The sequence below is a fragment of the Silvania sp. genome (genome assembly GCF_051656365.1).
GTDB classification, from domain to species: domain Bacteria; phylum Pseudomonadota; class Gammaproteobacteria; order Enterobacterales; family Enterobacteriaceae; genus Enterobacter; species Enterobacter hatchlandensis.
The window spans coordinates 18537-38959 of the sequence record NZ_JBOGBT010000063.1; the positions used below are offsets into that span (position 1 = coordinate 18537).

Sequence of the window (20423 nt, forward strand, 5' to 3'; positions counted from 1 at the left end):
CCGGACGCGGTTAACTTGCATTTGCTATCCTGTACAGTGATAATGCGCCAGCGCGTTGGTTAACAACGCTCTCAATGGGGGCTCTGTTGGTTCTCCCGCAACGCTACTCTGTTTACCAGGTCAGATCCGGAAGGAAGCAGCCAAGGCAGACGACGTGTGTGCCGGGATGTAGCTGGCAGGGCCCCCACCCATTTCTGGGTATCAATCATCAAGACGCGCCAGGCGTCGCCATCCAGTCTCTCCCCCTTAAACGCAATAGCCCTGATAAACATACGTATATTTTATCTTTTCATCCCTGCCTTTTTATTTTCGCGATTGTCATCATACTGAAATATGGCTGTCATTATTTTGTCATAAATGTTGTGCAGTGTGAGTGTGACATTTTTATGATATATAAGCAGAGAATATATATCTGGATAATAATGTTAACTTCGTGTATTAAATTAAGAAATTATTGCCAGGGATGTGAAAAACATGACGACTGCGGTCCTGAACGTAAAGATTGACGAAGCGTTAAAAGAAAGACTTCGTCATTATGCTGAAGTAAACAATGAGAATTTAAGCGTTACCACAGAGAAACTGCTGTTACTGGCATTCGCGGCAGCAGAAGAGGCGGGAGTAACGGAAGAAGATATCGATAATCAGCACACGGAAGAAGAGAACGTAACCCCATTTACTCCTAAAGAAATCAAAGCATTACGTAAAATTCTGAAGAAGAGAAAATGAAACAACATCAGCAAACCACCGCCAGTGACTACTCAGAAGCCTGCCTGCTTCTGCGCTCTGGCTATGTCAAACATGTCCGCCTTGGCTGGGATGTTGGCAGTGATGAGTTCTTTCGAATTGCGTCTGACTGGTGTGATACCGGCGCAAAAATAAAGAAAGAAGGCGATAATTTTGTTATTTCGCTCAAAGGTTTTCCTATTCCTGCTCAGCACTGATCGCCCGCTGCTGAAAATGTCTGACTGTAATCATTACAGTCAGACGTTTTTAACATCCTGCTCCCCGTCATTTGTGCAATTGCTCACTCTTTCTTGTAATAAATATCAGCATTGCAGTCACCTTTGTTAAGCGCAGAGATTAAACCAGCATTTGCTTTAATGATTGCTCGCTTTTATTGATGCCCAGCCACAGCGGTTTAAGCCGCAGCAGCGCACTCTCCAGCTCGGCAGGTTCGAGTGAAAAAGGCATCCGCAGATAGCGATCAAAGGCCCCGGAAAGACCAAAGCGCGTACCGGTCCCCAGATGAATACCGGCAGCCTCTGCACGCGCGGCCAGCTGGGTAGCCAGCATATCCGGCAGTTCAATCCAGAATGAAAGACCGCCCTGCGGCATCTGAAAGCGCCAGTCCGGAAAATGTTCCCTGAGCAGCGCCGCACAGCGATCGCGCCGCTCACGCAGCATCAGCCGTCGGGCGGGTAAAAATGTGTCGCTGTTGTCGATAAGCCACAGAGTTGCCAGCTGTTCCAGCAGAGGGGAGCCCAGATCGAGCGTATCGCGGGTCTGGGCAAGGGTGGCGATAGTCCGTGCCGGAGCGCGAATCCATCCCAGACGCAGACCGCCCCAGAAGCTTTTTCCCGCCGAACCCAGGGTGATAACCGTGCCGTTCGGGCAGAAGGCCGCCAGCGGCGGCGGTGGGGGGGCATCGAACCACAGATCGACCATGGTTTCATCCACCACCAGCGTGGTGCGTGACCGGGCGGCAACCGCCGTAATGGCCTGGCGGGTGCTCACATCCATGCAGCGTCCCGTGGGGTTGTGAAAATCGGGCATCAGGTACGCCAGGCGCGGCGCAGTCTGGGCGAGGATGGCGGCAAAGCCGTCACTGTCCCAGCCGGTCTGCGGCAGCGACACGCCGACCGGTCGGCACGAGGCCCCCTGGATGGCGGCGATCGCCAGCGGATAGGTAGGGTGATCCACCACCACCCGGTCACCCGGACCGGTGAGCATGCGCAGCACCAGCGCCAGCCCGCTGACGGCACCGTTCACTACCATCACTTCTTCTGCCCGGGTGGGCAAACCGCGTGCCGTATAGCGTGCAGCGATGGCCTCGCGCAGGGCCAGGAGCCCCAGCTGATCGTAGCCGGTTTGCGTCAGATGCTGCGTAATGGCGGTCAGCGCGTGGGTATACGCCTGATGGATCTCCGGCCCGGCACCCAGCGCGGCGGTAGAAAGATCCAGCGCCGCGCTGGCATGGGCGCGGGTAGGGAGCGTCCGTGTGTCGGGCAGGATCACCCGCGATCCGCTTCCGTGTCGGCTTTCAAGATAACCTTCATCCCGCAGGTGCGCGAGGGCGCTGCTGATGGTGGTCCGGCTGACGTCCAGAGTTAAGGCCAGCTCGCGCTCGCCGGGCAGACGGGTATCCAGCGCCAGCCGCCCGTCAAGGATCAGCAGGCGCAGCGCGTCGGCCAGCTGTCGCCAGAGCGGAATACGGGAGGCGCTCTGCTGCCAGTGACCCAGCAGGCGAGCTAACGACTGACTTCCAAATCGACGTGATGACATATGCAGTCCACTTTTTCAAAACTGGACATTAATCATAGTGCCATTTCAGGTAATGATGAAAGCAGAGACCATCGAAGAGAGAAACACCATGTCGCGTCGATTACTGCAGCTTTATGTCGGATTGAGCCTGTACGGGCTGTCTACGGCGATGTTTATTCGGGCGGATCTGGGCGCCGATCCGTGGAACGTGTTCCATCTGGGGGTGGCAAAGCTGCTGGCGATGGATATCGGCACCATCATGATCCTCACCGGTGCGCTGGTGCTGCTGTTCTGGATCCCGTTGCGACAGCGCCCGGGCCTTGGCACCATCAGTAACGTGATTGTCATTGGGCTGGCCGCCGATGCGTGCCTGTCCCTGATCCCCACTCTTGATTCACTGCTGGCGCGCAGCGTGCTGCTGGCGGCAGCGGTGATCGTCAATGCGCTGGCGACTGGCATGTACATAGGTGCAGGCTTTGGTGCCGGACCGCGTGACGGCCTGATGACCGGGATCAATGCCCGTACCGGCTGGTCGGTGCGTAGCGTGCGCACGGCAATTGAAATCTCCGTTCTGCTGATTGGCTGGGCGTTGGGCGGCACGTTTGGCGTGGGAACCGTACTGTATGCGTTAAGCATTGGCCCACTGATCCAGATCTGCCTGCCGTGGTTTCGTCAGCGGCCGAAGGTGATCATCGCCCCAGAACCGGAACGCGTTGTCTGAATTTGCGAAGCGCTCACAAGCTTTGTGCGCCGGGGTGTGACAAAATAGTCGCATCCGTTATCGCAACGCAGACCCCATGAAAGCCATAACCCTTTACGACGTCGCCCGCCTGGCGGGCGTTTCTTATCAGACCGTTTCACGCGTCATTAACGATGCGGCGCATGTCTCCGCCCGTACCCGGGAAAAAGTGCAGCAGGCGATGGCTGAACTGCACTATGTTCCCAATCGCGGGGCTCAGCAGCTGGCGGGGAAACGCACCCGTACGCTGGGGCTTATCACTACCGATCTGGCCCTGCATGCGCCGTCGCAAATTGCCTCGGCGGTCAAATCCCGCGCGGGCGAACGCGGTGCGAGCGTCCTGATCTCAATGGTCGAACATCCCCAGCAGTGCCTGGCGGCAGTGCAGGAGCTGCTGGCGCAGCGGGTCGAGGGCTTACTGGTTAACGTGCCGCTGGAAGATAAGCAGGCAGAGGATCTGCAGGCGCAGGCCGGTTCGGTGCCGGTGTTATTTCTGGATGTCTCGCCCACCGCCCGGGTGCATAGCCTGGTGTTTGACGCACAGCAGGGGGCTACGCTTGGGGCGCAGCATCTGCTGGCGCTGGGCCATCAGCGGATCGCCCTGCTCGGCGGGCCGCAAAGTTCGGTCTCCGCGCGGGCGCGCCTTGCGGGCTGGCTGTCGGTTCTGAGTGCGGCGGGTGTGGAACCCTGCGCTGTTGCTCAGGGCGACTGGAGTGCCGCCTCGGGGTATGAAAAAGGCCATCAGCTGCTGGCGGCGGCCACGCTGCCTCAGGCCATTCTGGTGGCAAACGATCAAATGGCACTGGGCGTGATGCGCGCCTGTGCAGAGAAAGGGGTCGCCGTTCCCGGGCAGCTTTCGGTGGTCGGTTTTGACGACACCGCCGACAGCGCATGGTTTACCCCGCCGCTGACCACTGTCCGTCAGGCGTTTCGCGAAGCCGGACTGCGCAGCGTCGAGTGGCTGCTGGTCCGGCAGGGGCAAACCGAGCCCGCGCAGATGCAGATCCCGGTGATGCTGGTGGAGCGCCATTCCACGGCCCGCCACGGCGTGCCGCAGGGCAGCGAAGAGCTGGCCCAGCAGCTAAAATCCCTGGCGATCCTCGCCGAGCAGCTGGCGCGTCGCTAAGACTTTTGTGATCGTCATCGCTTTGCCGCGTTCTGCTGCTTTACCCTGCAACCCTGTCAGGGCATTGTAGAGAAAATTGTGAGCGCTTCGCAAAGAGGTAATTATGTCCCATCCTGCTCCGCTGACTCTCAGCGCCCTGATCACTCGCCGTGACTGGGAAAATCCCGGTGTCACCCAATGGAATCGACTCGCCGCGCATGCGCCGCTTAACAGCTGGCGTGAAGAGATAGCTGCGCGGGAAGAGGGCCGGACGCCTTCCACCCGCTCGCTAAATGGCGACTGGCAGTTCAGTTTCTTCAGCGCCCCGGAGCAGGTTCCCGACGGCTGGACGGTAGAAGACTGCGCGGATGCTGTCACGATGCCAGTGCCCTCTAACTGGCAAATGCAGGGCTTCGATACCCCGATCTACACCAACGTCACCTATCCAATCGCCGTTACGCCGCCGTTTGTTCCGGCCGAAAATCCCACCGGTTGTTACTCGCTCACATTCGATATGGACGCCAGCTGGCTGGAAAGCGGCCAGACGCGGCTGGTGTTTGAAGGTGTCAACTCGGCATTTTATCTCTGGTGCAACGGCCAGTGGGTGGGTTATTCCCAGGACAGCCGTCTGCCTGCGGAATTTGACGTCACGACCTTCCTGCGGTCGGGCAGCAACCGGCTGGCGGTGATGGTGCTGCGCTGGTGCGACGGCAGCTATCTTGAGGACCAGGACATGTGGCGGATGAGCGGAATATTCCGCGACGTGACCCTGCTGCATAAGCCTGACACCCACATCGCCGATTACCATGTCGTCACGGAACTCAATGCCGATTACGACCGCGCCCGGCTCCAACTGGGGCTGACCCTGGGTGGGACGGACTATGCAGACTGCAAGGTCGACTTTACGCTCTGGCGCGCCGGAGAGCGCGTCTCCAGCGTCACCGGACATCCAGGGTCGACGGTGGTCGATGAGCGCGGTAACTGGCAGGAGCGCGTCAATGTCTCGATGCCGGTGACTGAACCGGCCCTGTGGAGCGCCGAAACGCCGGAACTCTATCGCTTAACCATTGTGCTGCGCGATGGGCAGGATCAGGTACTTGACGTTGAAGCCTGCGACGTCGGTTTCCGTCAGGTCGAAATCAGTAACGGCCTGCTGAAACTCAACGGCAAACCGCTGCTGATCCGCGGGGTGAACCGTCATGAACACCATCCTGAGAACGGGCAGGTGATGGATGAAGCCACCATGCGCCGCGACATCGAGCTGATGAAGCAGCACAATTTTAACGCCGTGCGCTGCTCGCATTATCCGAATCACCCGCTCTGGTACCGGCTGTGCGACCGCTACGGGCTGTACGTCGTGGATGAGGCCAATATCGAAACGCACGGCATGGTGCCAATGAGCCGCCTGGCTGACGATCCGCGCTGGCTGCCGGCGATGAGCGAGCGCGTAACCCGTATGGTGCAACGTGACCGTAACCATCCGTCGATCATCATCTGGTCGCTGGGGAATGAATCGGGTCACGGCGCCAACCACGATGCCCTGTACCGCTGGGTGAAGACCACCGATCCGACGCGCCCGGTGCAGTACGAAGGAGGCGGTGCCAACACCGCCGCGACCGACATTGTTTGCCCAATGTATGCCCGCGTCGATCAGGATCAACCCTTCCCGGCGGTGCCGAAATGGTCGATTAAAAAGTGGATCGGCATGCCGGATGAAACGCGCCCGCTGATCCTCTGTGAGTACGCCCACGCAATGGGCAATAGCTTTGGTGGCTTCGCCAGTTACTGGCAGGCCTTCCGTAAACACCCGCGCCTGCAGGGCGGGTTCGTCTGGGACTGGGTTGACCAGGCACTGACGAAGCACGATGAGCAGGGTAATCCGTTCTGGGCCTACGGCGGTGATTTTGGTGATACCCCTAATGACCGGCAGTTTTGTCTGAACGGGCTGGTTTTCCCGGATCGCACGCCGCATCCTGCCCTGTTTGAGGCCCAGCGCGCGCAGCAATTCTTTACCTTTACGCTGCAGAGCCACTCGCCGCTGGTCGTCGAGGTGCACAGCGATTATCTGTTCCGCCCGACGGACAACGAGCAGCTGCGCTGGTCTGTGGTTCGTGAAGGGGAGGTGCTGGCAACGGGCGAGACGGTACTTGATATCGCGCCACAGGGCGTTCAGCGGCTGGCGATCACCCTGCCACAGTGGGATGCCGCACCGGGTGAGGTTTGGCTGAATGTGGAAGTCTGGCAGCCGGCGGCCACGCCGTGGTCCGCGGAAAACCATCTGTGCGCCTGGGACCAATGGTCGCTGCCTGCGCCATTAACGATCGCCCCGCCGACGCCAGCGGGAGAAACGCCGCAGCTGAAGGAAGAGAGCGATGGGCTGGTGGTCACGCATCAGCAGCAGCGCTGGGCGTTTAGCCGCATTAGCGGAAACCTGACTCAGTGGTGGCGAGCGGGCGAGGCGACGCTGCTGTCGCCGCTCTGCGATAACTTTACCCGCGCCCCGCTGGATAACGATATCGGCGTCAGCGAAGCCACGCGCATCGACCCGAACGCCTGGGTGGAGCGCTGGAAGGCGGCGGGGATGTACAACCTGACACCGCGTCTGCTGCAGTGCGACGCTGAACAGCTGGCGCAGGCAGTGACTATCGTTACCCTGCATGCCTGGGAGCACGAGGGCCAGGTGCTGTTCCTGAGCCGTAAATGCTGGCGTATTGATAGCCTCGGGGTGCTGCACGGCGACGTGGAGGTGCAGGTGGCAAGTGATATGCCTGAACCGGCACGCATCGGCCTGAGCTGCCAGCTGGCGCACGCGCCACAAACGGTAAGCTGGTGTGGATTGGGGCCGTATGAGAACTACCCTGACCGTAAGCTGGCCGCCCGTCAGGGACGTTGGGAACTGCCGTTGGCAGAATTGCACACGCCGTATATTTTCCCCACGGAAAATGGCCTGCGCTGTGATACCCATGCTCTGAACATCGGTCACCACCAGCTGCGCGGTGATTTCCACTTCGGCGTAAGCCGCTATAGCCAGACGCAGCTGCGTGAGACAACCCATCACCATCTGCTGCGCGAAGAGCCCGGCTGCTGGCTGAATGTGGATGCGTTCCATATGGGCATCGGGGGCGATGACTCGTGGAGTCCCAGCGTGTCGCCGGAGTTCATCCTGCAGAATAAGAGGCTGCATTACACCTTTAGCTGGCAGCAGAACTAAACTTAATCGGCTGAGGCGGCTGCACCATGTGGCCGCACATTCACTTCGGAGGTTTATCTGATGAAGTATGTCGATGGTTTTGTGGTGGCCGTTCCCGCACAAAATAAGGAGGCTTATCGCGAGATGGCTGCGAAAGCCGCGCCGCTGTTTAAAGAGTTTGGCGCGCTGCGTATTGTTGAGTGTTGGGCAGATGACGTGCCCGACGGCAAATTAACTGACTTTCGTATGGCCGTGAAAGCGGAAGAGGGCGAAGAGGTGGTTTTTAGCTGGATCGAATACCCGTCGAAAGCGGTTCGCGATGAGGCGAATCAGAAGATGATGAACGATCCCAGAATGAAAGCCTTTGGTGAATCGATGCCGTTTGATGGCAAACGGATGATCTACGGCGGCTTCTCTCCCCTGCTCGACGAGTAAGCGTCAATCCCGGCGGCCATCAGGCCGTCGGGTACGTTATGTTTCCGGCTCGAAGTTGTTTTCAGCCCACTGGATAAAAGCCTCTTTCGGCAGGGCCTTACTGTACAGCCAACCCTGTCCGTACTGCACCCCGTGGCGCCGCAACCACGCCAGCTGGCCTGTAGTTTCCACGCCTTCTGCCACCATCGCCAGATTCAATGATTTGGCCATCTCAATAATATGTGGGGTGACGTTTTTATATTCCACGGCGTCAACAAATGACTTATCGATCTTCAGGGTATCCACATCCAGATCCTGCAAATAGCTGAGGCTGGAGTACCCGGTTCCGAAATCATCAATATAGACAGAATGGCCCGCACGCCGGAAACCGGCAATTGCCGGGGCGCTTACGGCAGGATCAGCAAAACCGCGCTCGGTAAGTTCCAGCGCAATCTGTGAAGGCGACAGCTGCCAGTGATTGAGCAGACGGCTTAACTGCGGGGGCACGGCGCCAGAGAGTAAATCCGCCGGGGCAAGGTTAATCGAAATATGCTGGTCGGGATGCTGGCGCAGCCACGCCCCCATATCTTCAAACACCTTTTCAATGATAAGCGCCGTCAGCTGAGGCGTCAGGCCCGTTTGCTCAGCAAGTGTGATGAAAACATCCGGAGACAGGTAACTGCCGTCTGGCTGTCGCCAGCGGGCCAGCGCCTCGGCCCCCACCATTCTGCCGCTGCTTAAGGCGACAATAGGCTGGAAATAGACCTGCAGCTCCCGGGCATTGATGGCATCCAGCAACTGGTGCCGTGGCGATTGTAGCCGCCGCAGAATACGCAGGACGAACCAGGCCGACACCAGGCTGAGTAATATCCCGATGGGTAGCCAGAAGAAAAGCTGGTGGTGCCAGCTCTCTTTTAACGGCGTCATGGAGGCCCATGCCACAATGGAAAACCCCAGTTCGGGCACGTTGCGGATGCTATACATCATGCCGTTATGCTGAAGATGACTGTTGCCTTCCTGCTGCAGTTGATGAAAAACCTGCATATCCAGATTGCCGCTGCTGGCGAAAATAATGTTATGAAGGGTACCGACCAGCGCAGCGTGAATCGGCCAGGCACCAAAGGGAATCACGTCTATCATCGAGGCCGGATCGATCATCACGAGGTACTGCTGTGTGCCAATCGCCGCCATATAGCGATCGAGGCCCAAATCGTTTTGCGCAGTCACCCATGCCCGGTAGCCGTCGGGTGTGACGCGGATTGGCGGTGGTAACGAGGCGGCGTGACTCACTTGTTCCAGCGAGGAACAGAGCGGTTTCAGATCGTCGATATAAATCACTTCCTGGACGTAGCGCCATGAAATCGCGGTGCGGCGCATGGTCATGGTGTGTTCCCGACTGCAGGGGATGCCTTTGAACGTTTCCATCTGCGCCAGGGCAGACTTCGCCTGCTCAAACACTCTGTCGGTACGGATCTGTACGCGCGACGAGTAACTCTCCAGATCGGAAAAAAACGTCTCCTCCGCATTACGGTGCGCCAGCCACACGCTCAGGCAAACAGGAATGAGTACTGACGCGATCAGTACGCAGGTCACCAGGCCCACCAGTTGTCGGGTTGTCATGCTCCTGTTTCCTTTTTAAAACGCCGGGAAAGGGCGGCGCGGAAGCTAATGACCATTAAGTGAAAAAGCCTGTTAAGCATAGCGGTATAGGATAGCGCTTACCTTGATTGTATTCACAGGGAAACATCCTGCACGCCTTCAGCAGGGTTGTTTTTCACACGACGCTCGGATATGCTAATTGTTATGTTATAACAAAACACTCAACGCACGGTATTCGACACGAGGTGAGATATGCAGGTTCTTAATTCTTTGCGCAGCGCCAAACAGCGTCACCCTGATTGCCAGATAGTAAAACGTAAGGGACGGCTGTATGTAATATGTAAATCCAATCCGCGCTTTAAGGCCGTACAGGGAAGAAAGAAGAGACGTTAATCGGGCCGGGGAGAGGGATCGCGCTTGCTGCTGGCAGTGACCCTGCTGGCAGCAAGCCGGTAACGCGGCTTAGCTTGCCGTGCGGGACAGGGTGAAAACGTCGTAAAATGAGAGTTCGCCTTTGGTGGCGACCATCTTCTGTAATTTTTCTTTTTCCTGCGCGTTCACTGCCGGGGAATGCAAAATGCTGTCGATCAGCTGACCCGGGACAAAACGGGTGTTGTACCATTCGCCGTTGTAGCAGACGCGAAAATCGAGCACATCAATATCTTCGTAGCGATAACGTGGATTAACGTCGAAAAAGAAGAAGGCATTAAACACCACAAACAGTACAACCAGCAGCCAGACGGAATCGATCAGGGTTTCTGACAGCAGCATCACCGCCAGCGTGGCCAGCAAGGCAGCGTACATGGCCAAAAACAGACCGGGATGTTTGCGAATAAAACTGATGCTAAAGCGTGGCTTGTTGTCGCGCTTTTCGCGAACGTTAAGGTCATTGATGGTTTCGGTAAGCAGGCGTTGTATCTCGGTCATCTTCTGCCTTTCAGGATAGTAACGAATAAACACGGGGATCCGTGCATTTTAAGTGACCATTTTGTTTGAAAAAAGTAACAGTTGCGCTAAGAAAAATCATAACAGTTGCCGGTATCAGGCAAGAAATCTGAGGTGGGCTGGTTTGGCGAACTGACGCCCTGGGGCGATAACCTTCGCCCACCCGGGTAAGAACCTGCTAACCACTCAGCGTGTGTCGCAGTTAAAAGCATGAGAATAAAACCGGAAAAGTTAGCCTGGCTGTTGCGGATGTCTGACCAGCAGGATCAACGTATAAATTTCCACACTGCCGTCGGGATTTTATCGTACAGCTTATTCATTGTAAGTTCGGCCAGACGATGATCCGCTGCTGAATAAAAGACCGCAAGCTCATTATCAGAAAGCTCATATTTATTTTTTTCAATGACACGTTCCAGGGTATCAATTGACTGACAACGTCGCAAACGCATCAAATAATCGATTTTTGTTAAGGGTTTATCGGACATAAATTCACCTAATTGTTTGTAATAGTTTTAGCTGGAGAAGCGAGTGGGTTAGCTCTGCTTGCAGTGACAAAACAACGAAAAAGCCGATTACCCGATTTACGCCATTTTTGCAAATCCTGCGCGTTAATGCCGTAGCTACTGAATAACATAAAAGTGTCATCCAGGTATTCGTCAATTTGCTCAATCATCTTATTATCTTCGTTATACTTAATTTTATAATTAAGCGCGAAGGTCGCTATATGCTCAATCAACTCGTTTAACTGCAAATTAATGGCAGAGGTTGGATCGTTTACCCAGCCATGGTTGCTTTCATCGAGGTTGGAAAGGCAGTCATGGTACAAGGATTCACAAAGGAATTTCAACTGTGCAATATCTTGCCTTTTGGGCGAGTATTCGTCCATAGCGCATCCCCTTCTGAGTGATTTTTTACTCACCGAACCGCGTTGTCGGGATGGGTACAACTGACTTACGTCAATGACGACTGCGACTTGTGTTTACGCTGTTGTCTTTAACTATAATCTACTCTGAAACGGATTTCACCGCGCTATTACGAAAAATTACAATTACGCAGCACATTACGCATTTTTCAGACTGAGCGGCTTTATTTTAACTTCTCGCCGGCACCCAAAAAACACCAGGAATTGTCTTAATAACTCAGATGCTACGCAACAATTTGAGAATTTCTGTAAGCGTATTCACTTAATTATGAGAAGCGGTATAACAGTGGCATAAAATATATAAGTCGCCAATAAGCTTATTTTATGATTTTCAATTGCGAAAAAAAAGGCCGCAAACGCGGCCTTTTTAACAGTTAAAGCAAAACCAATCACATTACACCGGGTGATTGTGCTCGATATCGTCGTTCTTACGGCTGAAGCGGCGACGAACCACCACAAAGAACACCGGAACGAAGAAGATAGCCAGCACGGTCGCGGTCACCATCCCGCCCATTACGCCCGTACCTACGGCGTTCTGCGCACCGGAGCCGGCACCGGAGCTGATAACCAGCGGCATAACCCCGAGGATAAACGCCAGTGAAGTCATCAGAATCGGACGCAGACGCATACGGACAGCATCCAGCGTCGCTTCAATCAGACCTTTGCCCTCTTTATCCATCAGATCTTTGGCGAATTCGACGATTAAAATCGCGTTCTTCGCCGACAACCCAATGGTTGTGAGCAGGCCCACCTGGAAGTAAACGTCATTCGTCAGGCTGCGGAATGTGGCCGCCAGCAGGGCACCGATGACCCCCAGTGGCACAACCAGCATAACGGAGAACGGAATCGACCAGCTCTCATACAGCGCTGCCAGACACAGGAACACAACAATCAGCGAAATGGCGTACAGGGCAGGGGCCTGGTTGCCGGACAGACGTTCCTGATAGGACATCCCCGTCCAGTCATAACCGATACCGGATGGCAGTTTACGCGCCAGTTCTTCCATCATATTCATGGCTTCACCGGTACTTCTTCCTGGCGCTGCCTGACCCAGAATCTCCATTGATGGCAGACCATTGTAACGTTCCAGACGCGGTGAACCGTATTCCCAGTGTGAGGTAGAGAACGCGGAGAATGGCACCATCTGCCCGTTACTGCCGCGAACATACCAGCTGTTGATATCGTTCGGCAGCATACGATACTGCGCTTCGGACATGACGTACACTTTCTTCACACGACCGCGGTCGATGAAGTCGTTGACGTAGCTACCGCCCCAGGCTGCGCCCAGAGTGGTATTGATGTCGCTGATCGATACGCCCAGCGCCTGGGCTTTTTCCTGATCGATATCGACTTTGTACTGCGGCGTATCTTCCAGGCCGTTCGGACGTACACCCACCAGCAGATCCGGATGTTTGGCCACTTCACCAAACAGCTGGTTACGCGCCTGAGTCAGTTTTTCATGGCCCAGACCACCCTGGTCGATCAGCTGGAAGTCAAAGCCGGTTGCCGTACCCAGTTCAACAATTGCTGGCAGGTTAAAGGCGAACACCATCGCATCTTTAATCTGCGAGAAGGTGCCCATCGCGCGGCCAGTAATGGCTTCAACTTTGTTCTCTTCGCCAGGGCGTTCACTCCAGTCTTTCAGAGAGACGAAGGCGATACCGGTGTTCTGACCACGACCCGCAAAGCCGAAGCCGTTAACCGCAAACACCGATTCAACGTTGGCTTTCTCTTTGGTGAGGTAGTAATCCGTCACTTCATCCAGCACCTTCTGGGTACGCTCTTGCGATGCACCCGCTGGCAACTGCGCCATCGTCAGGAAGACGCCCTGATCTTCGTCCGGCAGGAACGAGCTTGGTAGACGCACGAACAGATACGCCATGCCGACCACGATGATGATGTAGAGCAGCAGATAACGGCCGGTGCTGCGCAGGATGTTACCCACGCTGTCGGTGTAGTGATGCGTACTCTTATCGAACATGCGGTTAAACCAGCCGAAGAAACCGGTGGTAGCACCGTGGCTGCCTTTCGAGACCGGTTTCAGCATGGTGGCGCACAGTGCCGGGGTCAGGATCAGTGCGACCAGCACCGACAGGGCCATCGCCGATACGATAGTGATGGAGAACTGGCGGTAAATCGCACCGGTGGAGCCCCCGAAGAAGGCCATCGGGATAAATACCGCTGACAGCACCATCGCGATACCGACCAGCGCACCCTGGATTTGTCCCATCGATTTACGGGTCGCTTCCTTCGGCGGCAGCCCCTCTTCGGACATCACACGCTCGACGTTTTCTACCACCACAATGGCGTCATCTACGAGCAGGCCTATCGCCAGCACCATGCCGAACATCGTCAGGGTGTTTATTGAGAAGCCGAAGGCCGACAGGATAGCAAAGGTCCCTAACAGAACGACCGGAACGGCGATGGTTGGAATCAGCGTCGCACGGAAGTTTTGCAGGAACAGATACATCACCAGGAAGACCAGGATGATTGCTTCGACCAGCGTTTTGATTACTTCGTGAATGGAGATTTTCACGAACGGCGTGGTGTCATACGGGTAAACGATTTTCAGGCCTGATGGGAAGAACGGTTTCATCTTCTCCAGTTCAGCACGGATCGCTGTCGCCGTATCCAGGGCATTAGCGCCCGTTGCCAGTTTAATCCCCAGACCGGAAGCCGGCTGGCCGTTAAACTTGGCGACTACGTCGTAGTTTTCCCCACCCAGCTCAACCTTCGCAACATCGCGCAGGCGAACCTGTGAACCGTCCGGGTTCACTTTCAGCATAATTTTACTGAACTCATCTGCCGAGGTCAGACGGGTCTGGGCAATGATCGAGGCGTTCAGCTGCTGGCCTTTCACCGGCGGCGTGCCGCCTAACTGACCGGCTGCCACCTGGGCGTTCTGCGCTTTAATGGCGTTGATCACATCAACCGGGGTCAGCTGGAAGTTGTTCAGTTTGTTCGGGTCCATCCAGATACGCATTGCGTACTGAGAACCGAACAGCTGCACGTCACCCACACCAGAAGTACGGCTGATCGCATCCTTCATGTTGGCGCCCACGTAGTCGGAAATATCCTCCTGCGTCATGGTGCCGTTGGTGTTGATAACGCCAACAACCATCAGGAAGCTACTGGAGGATTTCTCCACGCTTACGCCCTGCTGTTGTACTTCCTGCGGCAGTAAAGGCATTGCCAGCTGCAGTTTGTTCTGCACCTGAACCTGCGCGATGTCCGCATCCGTACCGGACTGGAAGGTCAGCGTAATCTGTACTGTACCGGTGGAGTCACTGTTGGAGGACATGTACATCAGGTTATCGATACCGTTCATGTTCTGTTCGATAACCTGAGTGACGGTGTCCTGCACCGTTTTTGCATCAGCCCCAGGGTAGGTTGCGGCGATTGAAATAGCTGGCGGCGCAATCGTTGGATATTGCGCAACTGGCAGCTTCAGGATCGCAAGTCCCCCGGCTAGCATGATAATGATGGCGATCACCCACGCAAAAATGGGGCGATCGATAAAGAAATTAGGCATGTCTTAACGGCTCCTGTTTAAGTTAAGACTTAGGTTGTTCTGACTGACCGTTCGCTGAAGCTTGCTGCTGGTTGTCAGAGGTAACCTCTTGCGCTTTGACCTGGGCGCCCGGGCGAACTTTTTGTAATCCGGTAATGATGACGCGATCGCCATCTTTCAGACCATCGGTCACTAACCATTTATCGCCAATCGCCTGGGTTGCCGTGATCTGGCGAACTTCGACTTTATCTTCAGCGCCGATCACCATGGCGCTGGCTTCGCCACGCGGTGTACGGGTGACACCCTGCTGAGGAACCAGCAGTGCGGTTGGGTTCGTCCCTTCTTCGAGGCTGGCGCGAACAAACATACCTGGCAGCAGCGTATGATCCGGATTCGGGAAGATCGCGCGTAAGGTAATGGAGCCGGTCGTCTGATCGACAGTAACGTCGGAGAACTCAAGGCTGCCCGCTTGTGGGAACTTGATGCCATCGCTGGTGACCAGTTCCACTTTCGCTTTACCGTTCTCCTGCTTCAGCTTACCGCTCTCCAGCTCCTGCTTCAGACGCAGGAAATCGTTGCTGGACTGGGTCACGTCAACGTAAATCGGGTCCAACTGCTGCACGGTTGCCAGCGCGTTGGTCTGGCCGTTTTGCACCAGCGCACCCTCGGTAACGGACGATTTACCAATGCGGCCACTAATTGGCGAGGTCACTTTGGTATAGGCCAGGTTAATACGTGCGGTTTCAACTGCGGCTTTCGCTGCGGTAACGGCAGCGTTAGCCTGCTGAGCATCGGCCTGAGCACTATCGTATTCCTGTTGGCTGATGTATTGCGTACCCAACAGTTTTTGATAGCGGTTAACCGTCAACTGCGCAATCTTTGCCGCCGCCTGGGCTTTAGCCAGATCGCCTTTCGCACTTTCATACGCGGCTTGATAGGTTGCTGGATCAATCTGATACAGGGAGTCGCCCGCTTTAACATCGCCACCTTCGGTGAAGTTACGTTTCAGGATGATGCCACTCACCTGAGGACGCACTTCCGCGATGCGGTAAGCGCTGGTACGGCCGGGTAATTCTGTCGTTATCTGGAGAGGTTCGGTTTTGAGCGTTACAACGCCAACTTCTGGCACCTGCTGCGCTCCTTGTTGAGCCTGTTTCTCGTCACATCCTGTAAGCGCTAAGCTGCCTGAGAGCATCAGAACGATCGCCAGAGGCGTTAACCCTCTGTTTTTGTTCATATGTAAACCTCGAGTTTCCGATTTCAAATTGATCAATGGATCAAAAGTCCACAAACCCATTGCTGCGTTTAAATTATGGTCGTGCTATGGTACATACATTCATAAATGTATGTAAATCTGACTCCCGTAAATTCACCCACGTATGGCACGAAAAACCAAACAACAAGCACTTGAGACACGCCAGCACATTCTTGATGTTGCTATGCGCTTGTTTTCGCAACAGGGTGTCTCTTCGACCTCACTGGCACAGATTGCTCAGGCTGCTGGCGTAACCCGCGGTGCGATTTATTGGCATTTCAAAAATAAGTCTGATTTATTTAGTGAAATTTGGGAGCTGTCAGAATCCAGTCTTGGGGATCTCGAGACTGAGTATCGGGCAAAATTCCCTGACGATCCACTCTCAGTTTTGAGAGAAATTCTGGTCTATATCCTTGAGGCGACTGTTATTGAAGAGCGCCGCCGTCTGATGATGGAGATTATTTTCCACAAATGCGAGTTTGTCGGAGAGATGGCGATCGTGCAACAGGCGCAGCGCAGTTTATGTCTGGAAAGTTACGATCGTATTGAACAAACGTTGATGCACTGTATAAAAGCCAGGATGCTGCCGGCCAATTTGCTCACCCGCCGCGCGGCGATCCTGATGCGCAGCTATATCTCCGGCATTATGGAAAACTGGCTGTTTGCCCCGCAGTCGTTCGATCTGCACCGCGAAGCCCGCGACTACGTGGCTATCCTGCTTGAAATGTATCAGCTTTGCCCAACCCTGCGCGCCCCGTCCGATTCGCCCTCTGCCTGATAGCCCAGGAATTATCCTGGACCCAACAGTTGATGCTATTTTGCACCTGGCCGCCGTGATATTCTTCACGCCGGTCTCTTTGGTCATTCATCACACAAATTACTTATAACTATGTCGCACACCACACACAGACAGCATCCTATATTTATTCTTATTTTTCTCTTTTTTCTCAGTTTTATGGCGGTGCCTGCCGCGTTTGCCCGTGCTGATAATGCCAATGACACGCCAACGCGTGCAGATGTGCAAACCCAGCTCGATGCGCTGAGCAAACAAAAAGAGCTTAATCCCCAGGATAAACTGATTCAGCAGGATCTGACAGAGACCCTGGAAACGCTCGATAAGCTTGAGCGCATCAAAGCCGAAACCACCCAGCTGCGCCAGAGAGTGGCGCAGGCGCCCGAAGCCATGCGTAAGGCAACTGATAGCCTGAGCGCCCTGGGTGATGTGGATAACGACGATGAAACGCGCAAAACGCTGGCAACACTGTCGCTACGCCAGCTCGAATCGCGGGTGACGCAGGTGCTGGATGATCTGCAAAACGCACAAAGCGATCTTGCGACCTACAACAGCCAACTGGTCTCTCTGCAAACGCAGCCCGAGCGCGTGCAGAATGCGATGTACACCGCGTCTCAACAGCTGCAGCAGATCCGTAACCGTCTGAATGGCACCTCTGCGGGCGAAGCCGCCCTGCGCCCGACCCAGCAAACGCTCCTGCTCACTCAGCAACTGCTGCTTAACGCGCAAATTGACCAGCAGCGTAAGAGCCTGGAAGGCAATACCGTGCTGCAGGATACCCTGCAAAAACAGCGCGATTATGTCACCGCCAATATCAACCGCCTTGAGCACCAGCTGCAGCTGCTGCAGGAAGCGGTCAACAGCAAGCGGCTTACCCTGACGGAGAAAACCGCGCAGGAGGCCGTTAACCCGGACGAAACCGCGCGTATTCAGCAAAATCCACTGGTAAAGCAAGAGCTGGACGTTAACCATCAGCTTAGCCAACGTTTGATTACGGCGACAGAAAACGGCAACACCTTGGTTCAGCAGAACATCAAGGTCAAAAACTGGCTGGATCGTGCTCTGCAGTCTGAACGCAATATTAAAGAGCAGATCGCGGTGCTGAAAGGCAGCCTGCTGCTGTCCCGTATCCTGTATCAACAGCAGCAGATATTACCTTCTGCCGATGAGCTGGAGGATATGACCAACCGCATCGCGGACTTGCGTCTTGAACAGTTTGAGGTCAACCAGCAGCGCGACGAGATGTTCCAGAGCGATGCCTTTGTCGCCAAAGTAGAAGAAGGGCACGCCAGCGATGTGAATGATGAAGTCCACGATGCGCTGTTGCAGGTGGTGGATATGCGTCGTGAGCTGCTGGATCAGCTGAACAAACAGCTCGGCAACCAGCTGATGATGGCCATCAACCTGCAGATCAACCAGCAGCAACTGGTGAGCGTTTCCAAAAGCCTGCAGGAGATCCTGACCCAGCAAATCTTCTGGGTTAACAGCAACAAACCGATGGACTGGGACTGGATTAAATCCTTCCCGGGTATGCTGAAAGACCAGATTAAAGCGATGAAAATCACCGTTAACTGGGAAAAAGCAGGCCCTGCGGTGGCAATTGCGTTCCTGGCCGGTTTGCCGCTGCTGCTGATTGCTGGCCTGATCCGCTGGCGTCTCGGCTGGTTGCGAAAGTACCAGGCGAAGCTGGCAAATGAAGTGGGGCAGTTGCGTAACGACAGTCAGCTTCATACCCCGAAAGCCATCCTTATCGATCTGATCCGCGCCATGCCGGTGTGCCTGCTGATACTGGCGGCGGGGCTGATCCTGCTGACCATGCAGCTCAACATCAGCGATCTGCTGTGGGCCTTCAGCAAGAAGCTGGCACTGTTCTGGCTGGTCTTCGGCCTGTGCTGGAAAGTGCTGGAAAAAGACGGCGTGGCGGTAAGCCACTTCAATATGCCTGCCCAACTGACCAGCCACTGGCGGCGCCAGATTGTGCGCGTCAGCCTGGCGCTATTGCCGCTTCACTTCTGGTCGGTGGTGTCGGAACTTTCTCCGCTGCATCTGATGGACGACGTTCTGGGGCAGTTTGTCATCCTGCTGAACCTGCTGCTGATTAGCGTCCTGATGTGGCCGATGTGCCGCGACAGCTGGCGTGATAAAGAGTCCCATACCATCCGCCTGGCGACGGTGACTATCCTGTCAATCATTCCGCTGGCGCTGATGATCCTGACGGCAACGGGCTATTTCTATACCACGTTACGCCTGTCGGGCCGCTGGATTGAAACCGTCTACCTGGTGATCATCTGGAACCTGCTGTACCAGACCGTACTGCGCGGCCTGAGCGTGGCGGCCCGTCGTATTGCCTACCGCCGTGCGCTCGCGCGTCGGCAGAATATGGTGAAAGAGGGGGCAGAAGGCGCAGAGCCGCAGGAAGAGCCAACCATCGCCCTGGAGCAGGTTAACCAGCAGACGCTGCGTATTACCATGCTGGTAATGGTAGCGTTATTTGGCGTGCTGTTCTGGGCTATCTGGTCTGATTTAATCACCGTTTTTGCCTATCTCGACAGTATTACCCTGTGGCACTACAACGGCACCGAAGCGGGCGCCGCGGTGGTGAAAAACGTCACTATGGGGAGCCTGCTGTTCGCGCTGGTCTCGTCGATGGTCGCCTGGGCGTTGATCCGCAACTTACCGGGCCTGCTGGAAGTGCTGGTGCTTTCACGCCTGAACATGCGTCAGGGGGCATCCTACGCCATTACCACCATCCTCAACTATGTGATTCTGGTGACGGGCGCGATGACCGTTTTCGGCTCACTCGGGGTCTCCTGGGATAAACTGCAGTGGCTGGCCGCGGCGCTGTCGGTCGGCCTTGGTTTTGGCTTGCAGGAGATCTTCGGTAACTTCGTCTCCGGTCTGATTATCCTGTTCGAACGTCCGGTGCGAATCGGCGATACGGTGACCATCGGAACCTTCTCCGGGACCGTCAGCAAGATCCGCATCCGTGCGACCACCATCACTGACTTCGATCGTAAAGAGGTGATCATCCCGAACAAAGCATTCGTGACCGAGCGCCTGATCAACTGGTCGCTCTCCGATACCATCACCCGCGTGGTGATCCGTCTCGGCGTGGCCTACGGTTCCGATCTGGATAAAGTGAAAAAAATCCTGCTGCAGGCGGCAAGTGAGCATCCAAAGGTGATGCACGATCCGGAACCGGCGGTGTTCTTCACCACCTTCGGGCCGAGCACCTTAGATCATGAGCTGCGACTGTACGTGCGTGAACTGCGCGATCGCAGCTACACGGTGGACGAGCTGAACCGCACCATCGAGCGTCTGTGCCGTGAAAACGACATTAACATCGCCTTTAACCAGCTTGAAGTTCACCTGCGCAATGAAAAGGGTGACGAGCATACGGAAGTGAAGCGCGAGGTTAAGGGCGACGACCCTCACCCTAACCCTCTCCCTTAAAGGGAGAGGGAACCGT

At 55.5% G+C, this 20423-nt stretch carries 16 protein-coding genes and 1 other RNA gene; 10 read left to right on the forward strand and 7 right to left on the reverse strand.

Going from position 1 to position 20423, the window contains the following annotated elements:
• Positions 1-84: 84 nt before the first annotated feature.
• From ffs to ACRDD5_RS12195, 3 genes are all read left to right on the forward strand, one after another.
• Positions 85-181: signal recognition particle sRNA small type (gene ffs, locus ACRDD5_RS12185), an RNA gene on the forward strand.
• A 293-nt stretch (positions 182-474) separates the two neighbouring features.
• Complete coding sequence (locus tag ACRDD5_RS12190) at positions 475-726, forward strand: hypothetical protein (RefSeq protein WP_271280942.1); 252 nt, start codon at positions 475-477, stop codon at positions 724-726.
• On the forward strand, positions 723-941 hold the full coding sequence (locus ACRDD5_RS12195) for a hypothetical protein (RefSeq protein ID WP_271267747.1): 219 nt from the start codon (positions 723-725) through the stop codon (positions 939-941). The genes ACRDD5_RS12190 and ACRDD5_RS12195 overlap by 4 nt, the downstream gene beginning before the upstream one ends.
• A 139-nt stretch (positions 942-1080) precedes the next feature.
• On the opposite strand, the gene ACRDD5_RS12200 is transcribed toward ACRDD5_RS12195, so the two are convergent.
• Entirely contained in the window at positions 1081-2502 is a 1422-nt protein-coding gene (locus ACRDD5_RS12200; protein WP_438676906.1) for a PLP-dependent aminotransferase family protein, read from the reverse strand.
• 88 nt (positions 2503-2590) lie between these two features.
• Here ACRDD5_RS12200 and ACRDD5_RS12205 point away from each other — a divergent pair, with 88 nt between their 5' ends.
• From ACRDD5_RS12205 to ACRDD5_RS12220, 4 genes are all read left to right on the forward strand, one after another.
• Entirely contained in the window at positions 2591-3202 is a 612-nt protein-coding gene (locus ACRDD5_RS12205; RefSeq protein ID WP_271280954.1) for a YczE/YyaS/YitT family protein, read from the forward strand.
• A 76-nt stretch (positions 3203-3278) separates the two neighbouring features.
• Positions 3279-4346: a LacI family DNA-binding transcriptional regulator gene (locus tag ACRDD5_RS12210; RefSeq protein ID WP_438676907.1), complete on the forward strand. Its 1068-nt coding sequence runs from the start codon at positions 3279-3281 to the stop codon at positions 4344-4346.
• A gap of 103 nt (positions 4347-4449) precedes the next feature.
• Positions 4450-7536: a beta-galactosidase gene (locus tag ACRDD5_RS12215; protein WP_438676908.1), complete on the forward strand. Its 3087-nt coding sequence runs from the start codon at positions 4450-4452 to the stop codon at positions 7534-7536.
• A gap of 60 nt (positions 7537-7596) precedes the next feature.
• Positions 7597-7950, forward strand: a complete 354-nt coding sequence (locus tag ACRDD5_RS12220; RefSeq protein ID WP_271267752.1) for a DUF1428 domain-containing protein — start codon at positions 7597-7599, stop codon at positions 7948-7950.
• A gap of 36 nt (positions 7951-7986) precedes the next feature.
• On the opposite strand, the gene ACRDD5_RS12225 is transcribed toward ACRDD5_RS12220, so the two are convergent.
• Entirely contained in the window at positions 7987-9549 is a 1563-nt protein-coding gene (locus tag ACRDD5_RS12225) for an EAL domain-containing protein (protein WP_438676909.1), read from the reverse strand.
• Positions 9550-9780: 231 nt separating this feature from the next.
• Here ACRDD5_RS12225 and ykgO point away from each other — a divergent pair, with 231 nt between their 5' ends.
• Positions 9781-9921: a type B 50S ribosomal protein L36 gene (gene ykgO / locus ACRDD5_RS12230; RefSeq protein ID WP_003859006.1), complete on the forward strand. Its 141-nt coding sequence runs from the start codon at positions 9781-9783 to the stop codon at positions 9919-9921.
• A 69-nt stretch (positions 9922-9990) separates the two neighbouring features.
• Here ykgO and ACRDD5_RS12235 read toward each other — a convergent pair whose 3' ends face one another.
• From ACRDD5_RS12235 to acrA, 5 genes are all read right to left on the reverse strand, one after another.
• Positions 9991-10455, reverse strand: coding sequence for a YlaC family protein (locus ACRDD5_RS12235; RefSeq protein ID WP_271280947.1), 465 nt, complete (start codon positions 10453-10455; stop codon positions 9991-9993).
• Positions 10456-10739: 284 nt separating this feature from the next.
• The gene (locus tag ACRDD5_RS12240; protein WP_271267755.1) at positions 10740-10958 is read right to left on the reverse strand and encodes an HHA domain-containing protein; all 219 of its coding nucleotides are present in this window, start codon (positions 10956-10958) and stop codon (positions 10740-10742) included.
• Between the two features lie 8 nt (positions 10959-10966).
• On the reverse strand, positions 10967-11359 hold the full coding sequence (tomB, locus tag ACRDD5_RS12245; RefSeq protein ID WP_438676910.1) for an Hha toxicity modulator TomB: 393 nt from the start codon (positions 11357-11359) through the stop codon (positions 10967-10969).
• A 430-nt stretch (positions 11360-11789) separates the two neighbouring features.
• Positions 11790-14927: a multidrug efflux RND transporter permease subunit AcrB gene (gene acrB / locus ACRDD5_RS12250; RefSeq protein WP_438676911.1), complete on the reverse strand. Its 3138-nt coding sequence runs from the start codon at positions 14925-14927 to the stop codon at positions 11790-11792.
• Between the two features lie 22 nt (positions 14928-14949).
• Positions 14950-16143, reverse strand: coding sequence for a multidrug efflux RND transporter periplasmic adaptor subunit AcrA (gene acrA / locus ACRDD5_RS12255; protein ID WP_438676912.1), 1194 nt, complete (start codon positions 16141-16143; stop codon positions 14950-14952).
• Positions 16144-16285: 142 nt separating this feature from the next.
• Here acrA and acrR point away from each other — a divergent pair, with 142 nt between their 5' ends.
• Together acrR and mscK are read left to right on the forward strand one after the other, a co-directional pair.
• Positions 16286-16939, forward strand: coding sequence for a multidrug efflux transporter transcriptional repressor AcrR (acrR, locus tag ACRDD5_RS12260; protein WP_271280951.1), 654 nt, complete (start codon positions 16286-16288; stop codon positions 16937-16939).
• A gap of 111 nt (positions 16940-17050) precedes the next feature.
• On the forward strand, positions 17051-20407 hold the full coding sequence (gene mscK, locus ACRDD5_RS12265; protein ID WP_438676913.1) for a mechanosensitive channel MscK: 3357 nt from the start codon (positions 17051-17053) through the stop codon (positions 20405-20407).
• Positions 20408-20423: the final 16 nt, after the last annotated feature.